Consider the following 19136-nt stretch of genomic DNA (forward strand, 5'->3'; position numbering starts at 1 on the left):
CGGGGGCTCCGGAGCGGTCCTCAGACCGCGCGGGCGCTCCCGCGGTCGACGAGACGCGCGGGCAGGAGGCGGATCGACGGCTCCTCGCCGCGGGACGGCTGCTCGATCCGCTCGACGAGCGTGTCGACCAGGTGCGCGCCGAGCTCGGCGGCACCCGTCTCGACGTAGCTGTAGGGGAGCGAGAAGTCGCGGGCGAACTCGGCCGAGTACAGGCTCACGACGGACAGCTGCCCGGGCACGGCGACAGCGCGTCGGCCCAGGATCGCGGGAAGCATCGCGATGGTCCGGTCGCTGTGGACGACCAGCGCCGTGAGACCGGGGTTATCGTCGAGGAACGCCGTGACCATCGGCTCGACGGCGTCGGCGGCGGTGGCGGCCGGGCGCAGCACCAGCTCGATCCCGAGCCGACCGGCGGTCTCGAGAGCCGACTCGCGGAACCGGAGCCCGTAGGTCCCTCCGCGGTCGAAGACGCGCTCAGGAGGGGTGACGAGACCGATGCTCCGATGCCCGAGGGCACCCAGGTGCTCGATCAGCAGGCGGGCCGCGTCGCCGAAGTCGAGGTCGAAGACGTCCACCCCGGAGGCGTCCGCGGGCACGCCGAGGGCGGCACCGGGCCGCCGCGAGGCGCGCAGGACGGGCAGCCGGTCGTCGTCGTCCGCGACGCTCAGAAGGATCAGTCCGTCGACCTGCCCGGAGCCCGTGAGCCGGCGGACGGCAGCCGCCCCGTCGGCCTCGGTGGCCAGCAGCACGTCGTAGCCGAGCTCGCGGGCGCGGGCCGTGATGGGGAGCACGTACTCGACCATCGCGGGCGCGAACTCGTCCGGGTCGAAGTGGACGAGCAGGCCGAGCGCCATGGTGCGGCGCGTCGCGAGCGCCCGTGCTCCGGCGTTGACCGTGAAGTCGAGCTCGGCGATCGCGTCCTCGATGCGCTTGCGCGTCTCGGGGGAGATGCTGCGCTTGCCGGAGAGGACGTACGACACCGTGCTGCGCGAGACCCCTGCCGCTTTCGCGACGTCTCCGATCGTGGCCATCTCCACCCCCGCTCGAACCGTGTCGAGAGTGGCAGTGCGGCGCGGCGCACGCAACTCGGGCGCCGCGTCCCCGGAGCGAGGACCGGACGCTGCGGCTCCGGCGCTCTGCTCGTCCACGGCGCGCTCGTCCCCGTCGGGGAACGTCCGGTCCCGACGACACGCCGACGCGGCCGGGCGCACGAGGTGCCCGGCCGCGTCAGGGCGTTCTGGACGGATCAGCCGCAGCGCGCCGCACCGTAGGCCGGTGCCGTGGATCCGCTCGCCGCAGCGCCGTCGACCGTCCCCGCGATCCGCACGTCGAGAGCGCCGGCTCCGACGCTCGCAGCGCGGGTGCTGAAGGCGGCCGAGACCGTCTTGCCGGGAGCGACCCCGGTGAAGGTCTTCGTGCCCCAGGCCGAGCCGATCGTGATGTCAGCGGTGACCGCGCTGGTGTTGGTCGCCGTCCCCGTGATCGTGACCTTCCCCGCGGTGCAGCGCGAGGCCGCCGTGCCGGTCACCGTCAGGCCCGCTGTCCGCCCGACGAAGGGCGTGACCGAGATCCTGTCGATGTTGGGCGCGTACTGCGAGGTGAGCAGGACGCCGGGGAAGGTGTCGGAGAGGTAGGTCGTCCCGTCGAAGCCCGGGAGCTCCTTCGAGGTGATCGCGATGGTGTTCGAGCCCTTCCTGAGCGTGACCGGCACGCTCAGGTCCCACAGCTGGTTCTGGTGGAACGTGTGCGGGAAGAGCACGCGCTGCGTCACTCCGTTGACCGTGATGTCCGCGTGGCGGGCGAGCGGGTCGGGGTTGTAGTGCGTCGCGGGGGACTGCTCCTCGTTGGAGTAGCGCAGCGTGAGCGCGTAGGTCCCGTCCTGCTCGGCCTTCACGTCGCCGAAGGTCAGGGTCGAGTCGCCGTCGCGTCCGCCGCCGATGTTCCCGACGGCCTTGCCGCCCGACGCGAAGGACAGGTCGCGGACCGTGGCGGGGCCGGTGATCGTGGCCGCCTCCGCCTCGTAGCTCGTCGTCGCGGGCGGGTTCGCGCTCGCTCCGACGACGATCCGATCGACGAGGAGCGTGCCGCTCGTGCCGACGACCTCGATCTTGTTCACGCCGCCCGAGAGGAAGACCTGGCGGGTCGAGCTCGCGCCCACCGGCCCGACCTTCACGTCGTTGACGTAGAGGTCGCCGGTGCCGCCGCCCAGGGTGTCCACCGTCACGGAGGACGGCGCGTCCTTCGCGGAGTAGCCCCAGACGGTGGTGGAGGCGCCGCTGGTGAGCGTCGCCGTGCCCGATCCGGAGACCCCGGCGCGGGAGTAGTCGGCCGTCGCGCCGTTCTCGAGCGTGCCGGTCTCGGCCTCGTGGATCGAGGTCGCGGCGGCCGCGCTGGGGAGGGAGAGCTCGATCTTGTCGACGATCGCGTCGCCCACGGTCGACTTCGTGCCGGCGAGGTTCTTCGCGGCGAGCGAGATCGTGTGGGTGCCGGCGGTCAGCTTCACCTTCGTGTCCGCGTGGTCCCAGACCACGAACTTGTAGGCCAGCGGAAGGAGGATCTCCTGCTCCGCAGCGCCGTCGACGCTCAGGAACGCGTTGATCGGACCCTGCTGGGCGTTGGCGGCGTAGGTGTTGAGGGAGTTGGCGAAGACGCTGAGGTCGTACTCGCCGTCCTTCGGGACGGTGACCGCGAAGTCGAGCTTCAGGTCACCGCCGGTGCGGATCCCGCCCACGTTGCGTCCGCCCGAGGTGTAGAAGCCGCCGACGTTGGTCGGCGAGCCCTCGGGTCCGTTGAGGTTCCGCGATCCGGTGTAGCGGGCGTCCTCGGCCTCGTACTTCTGGCGGAAGTCGACGGGCGAGGCGGACGGCGACGACGCGTTGGCGCCCGGGGTCAGGACGACCTCGTAGGCGGAGTCGACGTCGAGCGCGGGGAGGGATCCGCCGAAGTCCAGCGAGAGGGCGCCGTCCACGACGGACGCGTCGAACTCCTTCACCGTCTGCGGGGCTCCCGAGTCGCCGACCTGGCCGGTCCAGCGGATCTCGCTGACCTCCACGTGGACCTTCGAGCCGAAGGTGGCGGCAGGGATGCGCTCGAACGCGACCTTCTGCGAGCCGCCGACGCCTCCGAAGAGGGCTCTCGCCTGCTTGGCCGCGGTGTCGAGGGTCGCGACGCCCTGGAGGGTGTAGCTCTGGCCGGGCTTGGGCGGCGTGACCGCGACGGTGTCGCCGGTCATCGAGGCGTAGGCGTTGAGGAGCCACCACTGGCCGTTGGCGCGGTTGGCCTGCACCGCGGAGTCGGAGAGGTTGCCGTCGATGTTCCAGTAGGCGATGTCGCCGTCGACCTTCTTGTCCTCGAGCGCGCTGATCCACTGGACCATCTGGCCGGGCACGGAGGTGTGGTAGTTGAAGGCGTACTCGTTGAGGTTCACCGGCAGGTGCTTCCCGGCGTAGGACGTGCCCGCGTACAGCTCGTCCTCCCAGGCCCGGAAGCGGTCGACGTTGGTGCGGATCTCACCCGGGGCGCTCAGCTCGTGCCAGGTCATCACGTCGGGGACGGTGTCCTGCTCGAGCGTGTGGGTCATGAACCCGCGGACCTGGTCGTAGAGGACGCTGGTGTTCGGTCCGGCGATGCGGGCGTCGGGCATCCTGTCGCGGATCAGCGCGTAGGTGCTGTCCCAGGCCGCGAAGAACGCGGTCGGGTCCTCCAGCCAGCTCTTCCCGTCGTAGCTCCACTTCCCGTTGCCGAACATGTTGCCCTCGGGCTCGTTGAACGGCACGAACACGATGTTGTCCTGGTACTCCTCGGGGAGCGCGAGCACCTGGTCGACCTGCGTGGCGATCTTCGCCTGGTAGTCGGCCAGCTTCTCCTGGGGAGTGCTGCCCGGCCACTCGTAGGGGAAGCCGCGGTAGATGTCCGTCATGTAGATGTAGGTGTCGCCGTCCGAGGTGTCGGCGACGGCCTTCGCGACGCTCAACGCGTCCGCGCCCGGATGCTGCGGCCCGTCCTGCGCCTTGGTCGAGACCGTGCGCAGGTCGATCCCCTCGAGGAGGTTGTCGGAGGGGAGGCCCTCGCCGTAGACCCCGTAGAGGGTGCCGGACGCGCCGCCCATGAACTCCCCGGTGCTCGTGCCGAGGTCGATGGTCATCTCGTCGAGTGCGCGCACCGTGACGGTCGCCGTGACCGCGGTGCCGAGGCCGGTGACGGTGCCCTTCACGGTGAAGGTGCCGCGCTTCGCGTACGCGGAGGCGGGGACGCTCTCCCAGGTGACCGGGGCGTCGCGGTTCACGCCGTCGGAGTAGGTGGCGGGGACCCCCGGCAGGGCCGGCGCGACGCCGATGCCGGTGGTGACCGCGACGCTCGTCGAGAGAACACCGGTGACGGCAGGCGCGGCGTCCCCCGCCAGACCCCGGACCTGAGCGGCGGTCAGAGCCCGGTTGTAGACGCGGAAGTCGTCGATCGCTCCGTCGAAGTAGGGGTGCACGTTCCAGAGCGCCCGGCCGATGTTGCCGCTCTTGGAGGCGGAGGCGGAGTAGAGCTGCTTCGCGAGATCGACGGAGGCGGGAGCCGTCGCGACCTGCAGACCGTTGAGGTACAGGGTCACGGTCGTGCCGTCCATCGTCGCGGTGACGTTGACCCACTGGTCCTTCTGCAGCGGCGAGGAGCTGGAGACCCCGGTCTCACCGCCGTCCTTCAGCTGCTTGATGATCGCGCGGGCGCTGCCGCCGTCGAACGACGGAGCGAAGGCCGACGCGGCGTCGGGGCTGATGCCCAGGCACCACAGCCACTGGAAGCCTCCGGTTCCGGACCACTTCGTCCAGGCGGAGACGGTGGTCTGCGTCACGCCCTGGAAGAGCCCGTTCGGCACGGTCAGGTACGGCGCGGAGGTCGAGTCCGCCGCGCCCCCGGGAAGGTCGATCGCCGTCGTACCGGCCTTCCGACCCGCGACGTACGTCGCTCTCGCGCTGTTGACGACGGTGCCGTCGAGCTTCTTCGACGAGAGGTCGGCGACCGTGGATCCGGACACCTGCCCCTGCTCGAAGTCGTACTGGAGGATGAGCGCGTCGGCGGGGACGGTGGTAACGGCCGCGGAGGCGGACTCGGCGCTCGGGAGAGCGACGGCGAGGGCGGCGAGTGTCGCGGCACTCAGCGCGAGGGCGAGGGAGCGGGTGCCGCGCCTCGGGGAGGACATCGTTGTCACGCTGGTCACTTTCTGTGGGGACAGCCGGCCGGACGACGGCGGGCGTCGGTCCGGGGTCGGAGCAACAGTGCTTCGAACCGGTTCGACAAAACTAGGTTCCCGCGCCTCCGACACGCAAGAGGACCTGAGAAGTTCCTCGTCCGGCTCGCAGGTGCCGGCGGTCGCTCGGGCTCTCGCCGGGACCCGTCAGCCCGCCGGAGCGGCCGTCACCGCGACGCTCGACAGCGGGCGGACGGGTTCGAGAGGGGCGCGCATCGCCGGGGGAGTGCTGCTGATCGGGATGCTCGCCGGATGCACGGCGGGTCCCTCCGCTCCCGTCGACGACCGGATCCTCGTCGCCGCGGAGATCGGCGACCGGCCCGCAGGAGGACGTCCTGGACGCGGTCGAGGGGAGCCGCCCGGACTGGCTGAGCCCCGACGGCGTCCTCCCGCGGTGACCCGCAGGACCGCGGCGGCCTGTGCCGCGTGCGGGAGGATGAGGGCATGACGCTCCCTCCGCCGACGCTCCTCTCCCCGCCGCTCCAGGACCGGCTGGCCCGGTGGTTCGACGAGGAGGCGCCGCCGGCCCCCTCGCTGAGCTGGGCCCTGTTCGACCGCACCGGGCTGCTCGTCCACCACGGCCGCGGCGAGCACCGCCTCGACGGCGCCGCTCCCGGGCCCGGGACCGTGCACCGCATCGCCTCCATGTCGAAGAGCTTCGAGGCGGCGGCGGTGCTGATCCTGAGCGACCGCGGGCTGCTCCGCCTCGACGACCGCGTCGCCGACCACGTGCCGGAGTTCACCGACCCGCTCGACTCCGCGGGCCTGCCGCTGCCCGTGACGATCAGGATGCTCCTCAGCAACTGCTCGGGGCTCCCGGAGGACAACGGCTGGGCCGACGACGTCATGGCTCTGACGCGGGAGGACTTCCTCGAGGTCGTCGGCCGCGGGCTGACCTTCACGGAGCGGCCGGGTGAGGTCTACCAGTACTCCAACATCGGCTTCTGGCTGCTCGGCGTGCTCGTCGAGAACGTGACCGGGGAGGACTTCCCGACCTTCGCGACGCGGACGATCCTCGAGCCGCTCGGCCTCCACGACACCCGCTACGACAGCGGCGACTACCCTGACGGCACCGACCTGGCGGCCGGCTTCAGCACCTTCGACGACGGAGGGACCTGGGTGCCCCGCCCCGTGACCGGCACCGGAGCGGGCGCCTGCGCCGCGAGCATGTTCAGCACGGTCGGCGACATCGCCCGCTGGAGCGGCTGGCTCTCCTCCGCGTTCGAGGGCGAGGACGGCGCGGACGACGACCCGGTGCTGAGCCGTGCCTCCCGCCGCGAGATGCAGCGCGGCTGGACGCCGGTCCCCGCGCTGAGCCCTCGCGCCGTCGAGAGCACGCTCGACGGCTCCGCCTACGGGTTCGGCCTCGTCGTCGAGCACGACGTCCGCTTCGGCGGGATCGCCCACCACTCCGGCGGCCTGCCGGGCTGGTCGTCGAACATGCGGTGGCATCTGGAGTCGGGCCTGGGGGCCGTGGTCTTCGCGACCGCGAACGGGGCGAAGCTCGCCGCCGCCGCGACGGGACTCCTCCGCGCCGCCCTCGAGGACACCGCTCCTCCGGCGCGGACCATCACCCTCCTCCCGTCGACGCTCGCCGCGGCCGCCGCCGTCGAGGCCGCGATCGTCGCGGGAGACCTCACCCGGGCGGGGGAGCCGGGCAGCGGCGCCCTGTTCAGCCCCAACCTGCTGAGCGATGTGCCGGCCGACGTGCGCGCCCGCCGCCTCGCCACGGCGATCGCGGAGATCGGCGGGCTCGCCGAGGACCCGACCGCGAGGCCGCTGGTGGAGCGGCTGCTCTGGAGCGCCTCCGCGGCGCAGGCGGCCTTCCTCCTGCCGGGCCGCGACGGAGAGCTCGAGTGCCGGCTCGAGACCACGCCGACCGTCCCGGCCCTGATCCAGCGCCTCGAGATCGTCGTGCCCGAGGCTCCGACGGCTGCCCTCCCGGTCGTGCGCTTCTACCGCCCTCGGGCCGGCTAGCGGTCGAAGACGAGGCGCGGACGCGGCGGACCTCGACGCTCCCGCATCGAGAACGGCGGGCGGCCCGCGAGGAACCGCCCGCCGTCACGCTCCCGCGGTCAGCGGATCGTCGTGCTCGCCGTGTCCGCGTTGCTGCGGATGGACGGGTCGGGCGTCTTCGTCGAGAACGCCGCCGCCAGCGCGGTCGCCGTGCCCGAGACGGCCGCCCTCACCGTGATCTTCTCCGACACGGTCCGCCCGTCCGCCAGGCCGGCCCGCTGGAACACCACGACGTTCCCGACCCTGGTGTACGAGCCTGTCGCCGAGACGAACTGCACACCCGCGGGCAGGACGACCTGCGAGAAGACCGACCCAGACGCAGCCGGACCGGCGTTCGTCGTGATGAGGGTGTAGGTGAGCGTCCTCCCCTTCACCGCCGAGGCCGGCCCGGAGAGGTCGACGCGCAGATCGGCCTTCGTCGCGACCTGCTTCGGCGAGACCGTCAGCGTGCTCGTCGCCCGAGCCGTGCCCGCCGAGTTCGCGGCCTGGATGCTGAAGGTGGTGGTCCCGGCCGTGGTCGGCGTCCCGGAGAGGCGCCCGGTCGCGTCGAGGGTGAGTCCGGCGGGCAGTGCGCCGGAGACCAGGGAGACCGACGGAGCGGGCGTGCCGCTCACCGCGTAGCGGAAGTCGTAGGCCGAGCCGACGACGCCGGCCGCGACCGTCCCGGAGAGGGTCGGCGCGACCGTCGGCGACGACACGGTGACGGTGCTGGTGGTCTCCGCGGAGGCGGTGCCGGCGCGGGCCGCCAGCGTGAACGTGAAGGTGCCCGGCGCGGACGGAGTCCCGGTCAGGCGCCCGGCCGGAGTCAGGGTGAGGCCGGACGGGAGCGCACCGGAGGAGACGGCCACCGACGGCGCGGGGAAGCCCGAGACGGTGTAGCCGAAGTCGTAGGGGGTGCCGACGACGCCCGGCCCGGGGGTACCGGAGATCCCCGGTGCAGCGGCGGCGGGGGAGACGACGACGGTGCTGGTGGTCTCCGCGCTCCCCGCAGCGCTCGAGGCCCGCAGGGTGAAGGTGGAGCGTCCGGCGGTCGTCGGCGTCCCGGTCAGGCCGCCACGATCATCGAGGCTCAGGCCGGCGGGGAGCGTTCCGGAGACGAGCGAGACCGTCGGCGCCGGTGTGCCCGTCACGCTGTAGTCGAAGTCGTACGGGGTGCCCACCGTCGCGGCGGGCGGGTCGCCGGCCAGGGTCGGCCCGACCGTCGTCTCCGCCACGGCGAACGTGTGCGGGGCCCCGACGGTGGCGCCGAAGGGGTTCCGCGCGGAGACGGCGAAGGTGGACGTGCCCGCGGTCGTCGGCGTGCCGGAGAGGACCCCGGACGCGCTGAGGGACAGGCCGTCGGGGAGGGAGCCGGAGGCGACCGCGAACGAGGCGGGGCGGTCGGCCGCGAAGGTGTACGAGGCGGCCGCTCCGAGCGGCCCGGATGCGGGAGGAGCATCCGCCGTCAGGACCGGACGCGGGCCCCGGGCGAGCACGTGATCGGGTCCGGCTGCGAGAGCCGTCGTGCCGGCGAGGCCGGCGGGGGACTGCAACTGCCCGGCCGAGCTCCGGCCCCAGCCGACGATCGTGCCGTCGCCCTTCAGCGCGAGGCTGTAGTCGGACGCGGCGGCGATCGCCACGACCCCGGACAGGCCTTCCGGCACCGTGGTCTGGCCGTAGTCGACGACGACCGAGTCGGAGCTCGCGCCCCAGGCTACGACGGTGCCGTCCTCCTTCAGCGCGAGGCTGTGGGTCTCTCCCGCCGCGACGGCCACCACGCCCTCGAGCCCCGCGGGGACGTCGGTCTGCCCGTAGAGGTCCCAGCCCCAGGCGATCACCCTCCCGCCGGACACGGCGAGGCTGTGGCGCTGGCCCGCGGCGATGGCCGTGACGCCTCCGAGGCCGGCCGGGACCAGGCCCTCGCCCAGCCCGTTGCTGCCCCACGACGTGACGGTGCCGTCGTTGCCGAGCGCGAGGCTGTTGTCGCGGGAGGACGAGATCGCGACGATCCCGGTCAGCGCGGCACTCCTCGAGACCTGCCCGTCGCCGTCGTAGCCCCAGGAGACGACGGTCCCGTCGCTCTTCAGCGCATGGCTGCTGTAGTCGCCGGCGGAGACCGCGACGACCCCCGTGAGACCGTCGGGGACGCTGGTCTGCCCGTACGACCCGCGGCCCCAGGCGACGACCCCGCCGTCGCCGTTCGCGGCGAGGCTGTGGGTCCGGCCCGCGGCGAGGGAGAGGACGCCCTCGACCCCGGCCGGGACCGTGGTCTTCCCGTCGGTGCCGCTTCCCCAGGCCGCCACCCCGAGGACCGGGGCGGACGGAGCGGCGACCGCCGCGAGAGGAACGGCGGTGCCGACGAGGAGCGCGACGGCCGCGATCAGCCCGAGCAGACCCCGCCGGAGCCGCCGCGCCGCTCCTGGATCCCGCGGCTGCGACGTGCCGTCCTGGACGGCGGGCGGACGAGGGACGGTGCTGGAGCGCATGTGCTGCCTTCGATCGGGACGGCCCTCATCGGCCGTCCTCGAACCGTGGCACGGCCGTCCCGCCGCTGACAATGTCCTCTAGCGGCCCTGTCCGGAAGAGGGCGCCGCGGAGCTCCGCGGAGGGGACGTAGGCCCGGTCTCACTGCGGCCGAGCGCTCCCGCCGCGGGCCCGTGACGGTCAGCGCATCCCGAGGGACGCCGTCGCGTCCTGACCGCTCAGCGGGGTCGGAACGGGGACCCCGACCCTCCCGCGTACGGAGCGTCCGCCTGGTCGAAGTCCCAGCGGCCCGCGGTGGACGGGCGGACGACGGGGGTCTTCGTCGGGGTCGGCGTCGCCGACGGCGCCGGCGCGGCGGCCAGCCCGGCGTGCCAGCGGAAGATCGCATCGATGCCGTCCTGGTTCACCCACGACGGTGCGTTGTGGCCGAGCGCGTGCGTCCGGACGGTCGCCTCCCTGGCCGTGGCCGTCGCCTTCTTCACAAGGGCGAGCCCGTGCAGTGCCGGCGGCACGCTCGGGTCCGGGTGGGCCGTGTCGGACACCACTGCGCGGATGTTCGCGCCGGCCCAGGCGGAGGCGGGCAGCCGCTTCGGGTTGTGGGAGTCGATCTGAGCGGTGCTGCCGCCGAAGGCACCGCCGATCGAGAAGCGGCCCCGCGTCGTGCGGTCGTGGGTGTCGCGGAGGTCGTAGACGCCGTTGACCAGGTAGACGCCGTTGATGCCGGGGAAGACCCGCGCGCCGTAGTCCTCGCAGGCGAGCGCACCGCCGGCCGACATCGCCCAGAGGTAGCTCGCGGCGATCGGGAACTGGCCGGAGAGGTAGGCGTAGCCGTTCCGCTGGTGCTTCTGCGCGGTGTCGTTGGTCCAGATCGTGCCGCCGAGCGTCTGGCAGATCGCGATGGCGCCCCGCTCGACGGCGAGCTCGGCCGGGTACGCGAAGACGCTGGACAGCGAGGTGTGGTCGGCCTGCGCGGAGTGGATGAACCAGATCACCGGTACCGCCGCGGCCTGCCGCGGCTTCACCGTCTGCGGCACGAAGATCCGCGCGAGGTCGCCCGCGATCGAGACCGTGAGGACGTCGTAGAGCACGCCGCGGTTCTTCGTCCTCACGTTGATCGTGCGGGTCCTCTCCCCGGGCAGGCCGGGCACGGGGGAGGCTGAGGCTGAGGCGGCCGGGAGCGTCGCCGCGCCCAGAGCGAGAGCACCCGTGAGGGCGCCGCCGACGACGGTGCGCCGCCGGAGGCCGGGAGTTCGAGAGGGGGGTCCTGCGGAATCGTCGGGGGACACGGAAGCTCCTCGTGCAGGGACCGCGAACCGACGAGGTCGGCGGAGCGGTCCGGGTCGGCGGGGGTATGCCTGCAACGCTAGCCGGAGGACCGGCCGGACGACCCGTCGATGCGCGCCAGTCGCGGGACGGCGGAGGGACGACGCCGCACGGACGGAACGGTCGGCGGCTCGGCGACCGCATCGGCGGCGGATCGAGGCGCTCACGAGGCGAAGGAGAGGCCCGTTCCTGATCGTCCGCCCCGCCGGTTCCGACCCTTTCGCCCCGTTCGGGAGCACTTCCCCGCACCGGTCTGGCCCCCCGGTGTGAAGGCTCCCAGGTTCCTCGCGCTCGTCGGCGGACCGGTGCCAGCGTGAAAGGACCGAGAAGCAGAAGGAGAAACGACCATGACTCTTCGACGAACTCTTGCCACCCTCGCCCTCACGGGCGCCATCGCCTCCGTCGGCGTCGTCGCTGTCGCGACGCCCGCCTCCGCGGCCGAGGTCGCGAACGGACAGTACGTGAGCGCCGGGAACTACGCGTGCGGAGCCCAGGAGGTGGCCACCGGCGCCACCCTCGGACCCGAGGGCGTCCTGCGCCAGCGCGCTCTCGTCTTCCGCAACTGCGGGTCGAGCACGGTCGAGCGCAAGGCCGACATCATCGCCGACTTCGACGGCAGCTGCTACTCCGTGGCGCCGGGCAAGGCCCGAGTCCTCGACGCGCTGTTCGTGGCGGCGGGACGCAACACCTACCGCGCGTCCAAGGCCTGCTGAGGTCGCGTGCTCCGCCGGAGGGGCGGGTCGGGGACATCCCCGGCCCGCCCCTCCGGCTGTCCGGAACGACCACGCCGTCCGAGCCGTCCTCCCGCCGACCCGCCCGCGGATCACTCCAGCACAGGCCCCAGCTCCGCCAGGACCTCCGCGACCCGGGCCCGCGCCCGTGCACCGAGCCCGCGGACCGGACGCGGGAGGCAGCGCGCCTCGGCGAGACCGAGCTGCTCCGCCATCGCCGCGACCACGCGGTAGCTGCCGCCATGCTCCGCGAAGAGGTCCCAGACGGGCTGCAGGCGTGCCGATCCCGCGATCGCGGCCGCCTCATCGCCCGACTGCGCCGCCCGGGCGATCGACAGCGCCGTCCGCGGGAAGAGGCCGCCGATCACCGAGTACCAGGCGTCGCAGCCGCCGAGCAGCCCGCGCGCACCCGCGGCGTCCCCCGAGACCCCGACGGTGACCCCCTCCGGCACCCGCTCCCGGATCTCGCTGACGCGCGCCGCCGCGGCGCCCGGTCCCTCCGGCACGCCGGGGATCTTGAGGGAGGCGACCTGCGGCAGCCGGGCGACGGCCCCGTAGAGGTCGTCGGAGAAGGAGAAGCGCGTCGTCCCGGGGTTGTCGTACACGACGAGCGGCACCGAGAGCTGAGCCGTCACGTCCTCGTAGAGCCCGAGTACGTCCTCGTCCGTCAGCGGCTGGTAGCCGAGCGGCGCCAGGAGCACCGCGCTCGCTCCGGCGCTCTGCGCGTCCTCGGCGAGCGCCAGCACCTGCGAGGTGCGCAGCGCCCCGATCCCGACCACGACCGGCACCGGGCCGGCGCCGCGGACGGCGATCTCTGCTGCGCGCCGGCGCTCGTCGCGGTCCAGGTACGGAGCCGAGCCGGTCGAGCCCAGGGCGCCGATCGAGTCGACTCCCGCCCGCGCGAGCCGCTCGACGAGAGCGGCGAACGACCGCTCGTCGATGCTGTCGTCGCGGAGCGGTGTGAGGGGGAAGGCGCTGAGTCCGGTGAGCACGTCGGTCCGTTCGCTGAGGGCGGGAGGGGCCCGGACAGTCTCCCCGGCGGCAGGGGCCCGGTCGAGGCCAGAACCGCCGGGGGCCGGGGGACCAGCCGTCACTCCGCGTCGAGCACCACTCGGGAGTGGAGTCCGAGCCGGTCGAGGAACGCCTCGTCGTGGCTGACGACGACCAGGCCGCCCCGCCAGGCGGCGAGAACGTCGACGAGGTGGTCGGTCGTGGCGAGATCGAGGTCGTTCGTCGGCTCGTCGAGCACGAGCAGCTGCGGAGCCGGCTGCGCCAGCACGAGCCCGGCGAGCGCGACGCGGAACCGCTCGCCGCCCGAGAGCGACGCGATCCTCCGATCGACCACGTCGCCGCGCACCAGGAGCCGCGCGAGGGCGTTCCGCAGCTCGACCGCAGGACGATCCGGCGCGGCCCGGGAGACGTGCTCCCGGACGGTGGCCTCCTCGTCGAGGAGTCCCTCGCGGCGCTGGGGGAGCCAGCCGACCCGCTCCGTCAGCGCTCGGGCCGTGGTGCCGGCGAGCGGATGCTCCCGCGCACCCGGCGCCCCGACGAGGTGCTCGAGCAGGGTCGTCTTCCCCGTCCCGTTCGCGCCGACCACGGCGATCCGCTCCGGCCCCTGGAGCACCGTCGTCCGGCCGCGCACCGTCACCTCCGCCAGACGGCGCCCGGCCGCGACCTCGGGGTCCGGCAGGTCGAGGCGGACCCGGTCGTCGTCCCGGACTGCCCGCGACGCTGCGTCGACCTGCTCGCGCGCCCGCGCCTCCGCGGCCCCGTGCCCGGAGCGCAGCCGTCCCGCGGTCGCCTCGGCTCGTCCTCTCCGCGCGTTCGCGAGGATCGCGGGCATCGACTCCGCCGATCGCGCCCCCGCCCGCGCCCGGCGGGCGATGGTCGTCTCGGCCTCGATGCGCTGCCGCCGCTCGGCGCGGAGAAGCCGGTCGGCGTCGCGCAGATCGCGCTCCGCGGCCGCCTGCTCGAGGGCGAGCCGCTCCTCGAACGCCGAGAACGTCCCGCCCGAGGTGCGGACCGCCCCGTCGCGCAGCTCCGCGATCTCGTCGACGTGCTCGAGCAGCTCCCGGTCGTGGCTGACGAGCACGAGCGTCCCGCGCCACCGGTCGACCAGGTCGAGCAGAAGCCCTCGGGAGCGCCGGTCGAGGTCGTTCGTCGGCTCGTCGAGCACGGCGATCGGCCGGCCGCGCAGCCGGACGCCGGTCACGGCCGTGAGGACGGCCTGCCCTCCGGAGAGGGTCGCGACCGGCCGCAGCAGGTCCGCCTCCTCCAGGTCGAGACCGGCGTCGCCGAGTGCGGCGAGCGCCCGGGCCTCGAGGTCCCAGTCGTCCGCGAGCACCTCGAAGTGCCTCGGATCCGCGTCGCCGCGGAGGATCGCGTGCAGAGCGTCCAGGCGCTGCCGGATCCCGAGGAGATCGGCGACGGTGTCGTCGGGCCCTCGCCGGAGGCGCTGGGGCAGCAGGTCGACGGGTCCCGTCGTCGAGACGCTCCCGGCGGTGGGGGAGAGGCCGCCGGTGACGAGGCGGACGAGGGTCGACTTGCCGGCGCCGTTCGCGCCGACGAGACCGGTGCGCCCGCGTCCGAACGCAGCGGTGACGCGGTCGAGGACGACGGAGCCGTCGGGCCAGGCGAACGTGCAGTCGTGGAGGACGACGGCGGGCGGGGTGGTGCGGGAAGTGGAGGGCACGGTGCTCCAGGGGTCGGTGTCGGCGCACGACGACCACCGGACTCCGAAGGAGCAACGGCTCGCCCCTGAGGGGCGGGCACGGGGGACGTCAGTGCGAGAGCAGCTGCTGCGTCGTGGACGCAGTACCGGTGCTGGAGCGCAGGAGTCCGTCTTCCGTGCGGGGAGCCCCCGTGACCGCGAGCCGCTGGATCGGCCGGTATGGCGGCCGCACCGACGTCGCGGCTCGCGACGAGGTACGGGTCGACCGTACGTGCCCGTCGGACCCGCGCGCAACCGTGACCGACTGCTCGTCCGCGGCCTGCGTCCGTCGGCGCCGTCGCGCGGCTCGCGGCGGACGGCTCTCCACCCACGGCGGGACGGCCGGACCGCCCTGGTATGCACGCTGCTGCCCACCGGTCGAGGGGGTCGCCGGCGGGCCCTCACGTCGCCGCGCCCTCACTACGCTGAGCCCATGGTGACCATTCGCGACGTCGCGGCCGATGCGGGGGTGGCCCGCAGCACGGTGTCCTACGTGCTCTCCGGCAACAAGAAGCTCCCGGAGGCGACCCGCCTGCGCGTGCTCGCGAGCGTGGAGCGGCTCGGCTACCGGCCCGACCCGATGGCGCGGGCCCTGGCGCTGCGGCGCACGAACATCCTCGGCTTCTTCGCCTCCGTCGATCCGGAGTCGCGGCAGACCGACGTCGACGTCTTCATGCGCTTCGTGCGGGCGGCGATGTACGCGGCCCGCGCCCGCGGCTTCGACCTGCTGATGATGGGCACGGGCGAGGGGGAGCTGGCGCGCGACGTCCTCGCCGATGCGCTCGTCGTGATGGACATCCGCCGGGACGACCCCCGGCTGCCGGTCCTCGCGAGCATCGGCCTGCCGACCGCGCTGGTCGGCTACCCGGGCGAGGGCAGCCCGTTCAGCGCGATCGACCTCGACTTCGACGGCGCGGCGCGGGTCGCCGTCGACCACCTCGCCGACCTCGGGCACGTCGAGATCGCGGTCCTCGGGATGGGCCCCGACGCCTACGAGAGCGGCTACGCCTTCGCCCTGCGGTTCCGCGAGGGCTTCCTCGACCAGTGCCGCCTGCGCGGCGTGCGAGGCGCCGTCATCCCCAGCACCGACGACGTCGACGACTGGTTCGAGCAGGCGCAGGAGCAGCTCCCCGGCCTGAGCGCCGTGGTCACTCACGGGCCGGGCGTGCTCGAGCCGTTCCTGCAGCGCCTCAGTGGCCTGGGCCTGCGCGTCCCGGAGGACTGCTCGATCATGACCATCGCCCCGGAGGCGGTGATGCGGCACGCCGACCAGCCGGTCACCGTGGTGGACCTGCCCGGCGACGAGATGGTCTCGCGGGCGGTCGACCTGGTGCTCGACGAGCTCGCCGGCACCGCGACTCCGGGAGTGACGGAGCTGCTGCCCGCGGTGGTCGTGGACCTCGGCACCACCGCGCCCTTCTCGCCGGGCACCAGCCGGGGCGTCGTCCCCTCGTGGCGGCGGGCGCGCGGCTGACGTCGACCGGGTCGCCCGGGGCGTTCCCCGGGCGATCGGTGAACCGGTTCTCCGAAATCTATTGAACCGGTTCTCCGACTCGGTTAGGCTCGCCACGACTTCCGGACGGACCGCCTCAGCGGGCGCCCCCGGAGGGTCTTCCCGGCGCGAGCGCTCCGCTCGTCCCGACCGTATTCAGAGAGGAATACCGTGAAGAACAGCATCCGACGGGCCGCAGGCGCCGCCTCCCTCGTCCTCATCGCCGGAGTCGCCCTCAGCGCGTGCAGCGCACAGGGAGCGGGCGACGACTCGTCGAAGTCGCTCACTCTCTGGGACAGCTTCACCCAGTACGACGCGTCCTCCCCCTACGGCCAGCTCCTGGCCGGCTGCGAGGCCTCGACCGGGATCACCCTCGAGCGCACCTCCGACCCCGACCTCACCACCAAGCTCCTGCAGTCGGCCGCGTCGAAGACCACGCCGAACCTGGTCGTCCTCGACAACCCCAACGTCGCGAAGTTCGCCGACACCGGCCTGCTCGTCGACAACGCCGCCTCCGGGCTCGACACCAGCGACGTCCTCCCGAACGTGCTCGCCGCCGGCCAGCTGGACGGGAAGACCTACGGCTCGTCGATCGGCTCGAACACCCTCGCGCTCTTCTACAACAAGGCGCTCTTCGAGGCAGCCGGCGTCACTCCGCCGACGACCTGGGACGAGCTGACCACCGCCGCGAAGGCCCTCACCGCGGGCGACGTCACCGGGCTCGGCTTCTCCGCGATCGGCACCGAGGAGGGCACCTTCCAGTTCCTGCCCTTCTTCTGGGGCTCCGGTGCGACCCTCGAGGACATCTCCTCCGACGACGCCGTCTCGGCGCTCGCGCTCTGGACCGACCTGGTGAAGAGCGGCTCGGCCTCGCAGGCGAACGTCAACGCCAACCAGCAGGACGTCCGCGACCAGTTCCTCGCGGGCAAGCTCGGGATGATGGTCAACGGCACCTGGCAGCTCTCCGCCCTCGACGAGGCGGGCATCGACTACGGCGTCGTGCCGATCCCGGCGAAGGACGGGGGAGCGGCACCGAGCCCGCTCGGCGGCGAGTTCGTCGAGGTGGTCGCCTCCGACGCCGCGAAGCAGACCCTCGCCACGGAGTTCGCGCAGTGCGTCATCCAGCCCGACAGCCTGAAGGCCTGGGCGGCCGGCCAGTCGTACATCATGCCGTACGCCGACGCGGCCGCCGAGCAGGCGACCGAGGACCCCGCGCTCCAGCCGTGGGTCGAGGCCATCTCGGTCGCGCAGGGACGCACCAGCGACCTCGGCGTCGCCTACCCGGACACCTCGAAGGCGCTCTGGACCGCGATCCAGGAGTCGCTGACCGGCTCGAAGACGCCGCAGGCGGCCCTCGACGACGCCGCGGCGAGCCTGAAGTAGCGGCCGCATGACCGACCCCGCCGTGCTCACGGCGCCGGTCGCGGGCGGGGCGGCCACCAGGCCGCCCGCCCGCCGCCGACCCCGCTCCCACCTCCGCCTCGCCGCCGCCGCCTTCATGGCGCCCGTGGTGATCTTCCTCGCCGTCTTCTTCGTCTACCCGATCATCCGCGGCGTCGTCCTCAGCCTCCAGGACTTCGGACCGTCGTCCTTCGTGACCGGGATCGCGCCCTTCGTCGGCTTCGACAACTACGTCACGGTCGTCACCGATCCGATCTTCGCGAGCATCGCCTGGCACACCGTGGTCTTCACCGTGGTCTCGCTGGTGGGCCAGTTCACGATCGGCATGGCCCTGGCGCTGTTCTTCAGCCGCCGGTTCCCGCTCTCGGCGACGTTCCGCTCCCTCATCCTGCTGCCGTGGCTCCTGCCGCTGATCGTCTCGGCGACGGCCTGGCGCTGGATCTTCGACCAGCAGTTCGGCATCCTGAACGCCGCGATCGGCACGCCGGTCGGCTGGCTGACCGATCCGTCCGTCTCGCTGTGGGCGGTCATCATCGCCAACATCTGGCTGGGCATCCCGTTCAACATGGTGCTGCTGCACGGAGGCCTGCAGGGCATCCCCGAGAGCCTCTACGAGGCCGCGGCACTGGACGGCGCCTCGCGCTGGCGGTCCTTCTGGAGCATCACCTGGCCGCTGCTGCGACCGGTGACCTCCGTCACGCTCCTCCTCGGCCTCGTCTACACGATCAAGGTGTTCGACGTCATCTGGATCCTCACCAAGGGAGGCCCGGCCAACAGCTCGCACACCCTCGCGACCTGGGCCTACGAGCAGTCCTTCACCGACCTGCAGTTCGGAGTCGGTGCGGCGGCCGGCCAGATCCTCGTGATCGTCGCCCTCGTCTTCGGCGTGATCTACATCCGCGCCCAGCGCAAGGAGGACCTCGGATGAACCGGCACACCACAGGGCTGCGCCGCGGGATCGACGTGGTCATCGCGATCGTGCTCTGCGGCTTCCTCCTCTTCCCGCTCTACTGGATGGTCAACGTCTCGCTGACCAAGCCGCAGAACCTGATCCAGACCCCGCCGAGCCTGTTCCCCGGCGACCCGACCCTCGACGGGTACGTGCAGGCGTTCTCGACGCAGCTGCCGAACCTCATCACGAGCCTCGTGATCTCGATCGGCTGCGTGATCCTGACGCTGGCGATCGCCCTGCCCGCCGCTTTCGCGATGGCGAAGTTCCGGGTGCGGGGGACCGGCGTCGTGATGTTCGTGTTCCTCCTCGCCCAGATGATCCCCGGGATCGTCCTGGTCACCGCGCTGTTCGCGATCTACAACGCGCTGGGGCTGCTCAACACCTATCCGGGCCTGATCCTCGCCGACGCGACCGCCTCCGTGCCGTTCGCGGTGATCATTCTCCGGGCCTTCATGCTCGGCATCCCCGACGAGCTGATCGAGGCCGCGCGGATCGACGGTGCGAGCAACTGGCGCTCCTTCGTCTCGATCGTCATCCCGCTGAGCCGGAACTCGATCGTGACCGCGGGCCTGTTCTCGTTCCTGTTCGCCTGGGCCGACTTCCTCAACGCGAACTCGCTCACCTCGGGCAACAGCATCGTGCCGTTCACCCTCGGCCTCTACCGCTACATCGGATCGACCACCACCAACTGGAACGGGATCATGGCGACCGCCGTGATCGCCTCCATCCCGGCCGCCGTGCTGCTGATCGTGGCCCAGCGCTACGTCGCCGCCGGGGTCACCGCCGGCGCGGTCAAGGACTGAGCGCCGTGC

General features: G+C 72.8%; 12 protein-coding genes. 6 read left to right on the forward strand and 6 right to left on the reverse strand.

Features of this window, described 5'->3' with window-relative positions; genetic code table 11:
- Nucleotides 1-20: 20 nt before the first annotated feature.
- Both C5C25_RS08420 and C5C25_RS08425 read right to left on the reverse strand, forming a co-directional pair.
- Nucleotides 21-1031: a LacI family DNA-binding transcriptional regulator gene (locus tag C5C25_RS08420; RefSeq protein WP_104250392.1), complete on the reverse strand. Its 1011-nt coding sequence runs from the start codon at nucleotides 1029-1031 to the stop codon at nucleotides 21-23.
- 215 nt (nucleotides 1032-1246) lie between these two features.
- Nucleotides 1247-5188, reverse strand: coding sequence for a LamG-like jellyroll fold domain-containing protein (locus tag C5C25_RS08425; protein ID WP_104250328.1), 3942 nt, complete (start codon nucleotides 5186-5188; stop codon nucleotides 1247-1249).
- Nucleotides 5189-5680: 492 nt separating this feature from the next.
- Between C5C25_RS08425 and C5C25_RS08430 the strand changes: the two genes are divergently transcribed.
- A complete protein-coding gene (locus C5C25_RS08430; protein WP_104250329.1) occupies nucleotides 5681-7213 on the forward strand; it encodes a serine hydrolase in 1533 nt (510 codons plus the stop codon).
- A 98-nt stretch (nucleotides 7214-7311) separates the two neighbouring features.
- Here C5C25_RS08430 and C5C25_RS08435 read toward each other — a convergent pair whose 3' ends face one another.
- Both C5C25_RS08435 and C5C25_RS08440 read right to left on the reverse strand, forming a co-directional pair.
- On the reverse strand, nucleotides 7312-9717 hold the full coding sequence (locus C5C25_RS08435) for a putative Ig domain-containing protein (RefSeq protein ID WP_104250330.1): 2406 nt from the start codon (nucleotides 9715-9717) through the stop codon (nucleotides 7312-7314).
- 216 nt (nucleotides 9718-9933) lie between these two features.
- Nucleotides 9934-10824, reverse strand: a complete 891-nt coding sequence (locus tag C5C25_RS08440; protein ID WP_104296162.1) for a hypothetical protein — start codon at nucleotides 10822-10824, stop codon at nucleotides 9934-9936.
- Nucleotides 10825-11385: 561 nt separating this feature from the next.
- Between C5C25_RS08440 and C5C25_RS08445 the strand changes: the two genes are divergently transcribed.
- Complete coding sequence (locus C5C25_RS08445) at nucleotides 11386-11751, forward strand: hypothetical protein (RefSeq protein WP_104222056.1); 366 nt, start codon at nucleotides 11386-11388, stop codon at nucleotides 11749-11751.
- Nucleotides 11752-11861: 110 nt separating this feature from the next.
- On the opposite strand, the gene C5C25_RS08450 is transcribed toward C5C25_RS08445, so the two are convergent.
- Both C5C25_RS08450 and C5C25_RS08455 read right to left on the reverse strand, forming a co-directional pair.
- Nucleotides 11862-12761 carry a dihydrodipicolinate synthase family protein gene (locus tag C5C25_RS08450; protein WP_104250332.1) on the reverse strand — a complete coding sequence of 300 codons (900 nt, stop codon included), beginning with the start codon at nucleotides 12759-12761 and terminating at the stop codon, nucleotides 11862-11864.
- 98 nt (nucleotides 12762-12859) lie between these two features.
- Nucleotides 12860-14461 (reverse strand): ABC-F family ATP-binding cassette domain-containing protein, encoded by a 1602-nt coding sequence (locus C5C25_RS08455; protein ID WP_104250333.1) that lies wholly within the window; start codon nucleotides 14459-14461, stop codon nucleotides 12860-12862.
- 451 nt (nucleotides 14462-14912) lie between these two features.
- Between C5C25_RS08455 and C5C25_RS08460 the strand changes: the two genes are divergently transcribed.
- The 4 genes from C5C25_RS08460 to C5C25_RS08475 all read left to right on the forward strand — a co-directional run bounded on the left by C5C25_RS08460 (nucleotide 14913) and on the right by C5C25_RS08475 (nucleotide 19127).
- Nucleotides 14913-15953 carry a LacI family DNA-binding transcriptional regulator gene (locus C5C25_RS08460; protein WP_104222050.1) on the forward strand — a complete coding sequence of 347 codons (1041 nt, stop codon included), beginning with the start codon at nucleotides 14913-14915 and terminating at the stop codon, nucleotides 15951-15953.
- A 189-nt stretch (nucleotides 15954-16142) separates the two neighbouring features.
- Nucleotides 16143-17354, forward strand: a complete 1212-nt coding sequence (locus C5C25_RS08465; RefSeq protein ID WP_104222048.1) for an extracellular solute-binding protein — start codon at nucleotides 16143-16145, stop codon at nucleotides 17352-17354.
- A gap of 7 nt (nucleotides 17355-17361) precedes the next feature.
- Nucleotides 17362-18300, forward strand: a complete 939-nt coding sequence (locus C5C25_RS08470) for a carbohydrate ABC transporter permease (protein WP_104225253.1) — start codon at nucleotides 17362-17364, stop codon at nucleotides 18298-18300.
- Nucleotides 18297-19127, forward strand: a complete 831-nt coding sequence (locus C5C25_RS08475) for a carbohydrate ABC transporter permease (protein ID WP_104222044.1) — start codon at nucleotides 18297-18299, stop codon at nucleotides 19125-19127. Before C5C25_RS08470 ends, C5C25_RS08475 begins: the two co-directional genes overlap by 4 nt.
- The last annotated feature ends 9 nt before the right edge of the window (nucleotides 19128-19136 follow it).

The sequence above is a fragment of the Rathayibacter sp. AY2B9 genome, assembly GCF_002931595.1.
Classification (GTDB): domain Bacteria; phylum Actinomycetota; class Actinomycetes; order Actinomycetales; family Microbacteriaceae; genus Rathayibacter.